This window comes from Pseudomaricurvus alkylphenolicus (assembly GCF_011683955.1).
Lineage (GTDB): Bacteria > Pseudomonadota > Gammaproteobacteria > Pseudomonadales > Cellvibrionaceae > Pseudomaricurvus > Pseudomaricurvus alkylphenolicus.
Genome location: NZ_JAAQPI010000068.1, coordinates 1 through 754 on the forward strand (window position 1 = coordinate 1; position 754 = coordinate 754).

1 protein-coding gene is annotated in these 754 nt (G+C 44.6%); it reads left to right on the plus strand.

Going from position 1 to position 754, the window contains the following annotated elements:
* Positions 1–80: 80 nt before the first annotated feature.
* Positions 81–754, plus strand: a 674-nt coding sequence (locus tag HBA55_RS37155; RefSeq protein ID WP_240946489.1) for an IS6 family transposase, incomplete at its 3' end; no start/stop codon positions are given.

Below are 754 nucleotides of genomic sequence, written 5' to 3' on the forward strand. Positions count from 1 at the left end.
GGCTCTGTTGCAATTCCGGTGAATTCAGACAGAATACGTTACCCAATTGCCTAAGCTGATTAGATACCGAGCGAACCAGGATGAAGTTTACAGGACGACACTTTAAGAAGGACATCATATTGCAAGCGGTTCGCTGGTATTTGGCATACTCACTCAGTTACCGTGAAATCGAAGAGCTTATGCTGGAACGGGGTGTGGAGGTTGACCATACGACCGTCTACCGATGGGTGGTACACTACAGTCCAAAACTGGAGCAGGCGTTTCAGAAAAGGAAGCTTACCACAGGTGACAGACTTCGAATGGATGAGACCTACATTAAGGTCAAAGGTCAGTGGAAGTACCTTTATCGTGCTGTCGATAAAGAGGGGCGCACAGTTGATTTTCTACTCACCGCGAAACGTGATATGAAAGCTGCAAAGCGGTTTTTCGAAAAATTGATCTCACGTCAAGGTGCGCCAACACTGATTAACATTGATAAAAGTGGATCCAATAAAGCAGCAATTAATCAGATCAACAACGAAAGCGAAGATCAAATAGAGATCCGCCAGTGCAAGTACCTGAACAATATCATTGAGCAAGATCACAGGCATATTAAGAAGTTATACCGAGCCACACTCGGTTTCAAGAATTTCCATAGTGCACAGAAAACCTTAGCCGGATTCGAACTTTATCGGATGATCAAAAAAGGTCAGCTCTGTCAAAATTCTGTGACGACGGCCTCCGATATTGACCAGTTTTACTCTCTCGCGGCATA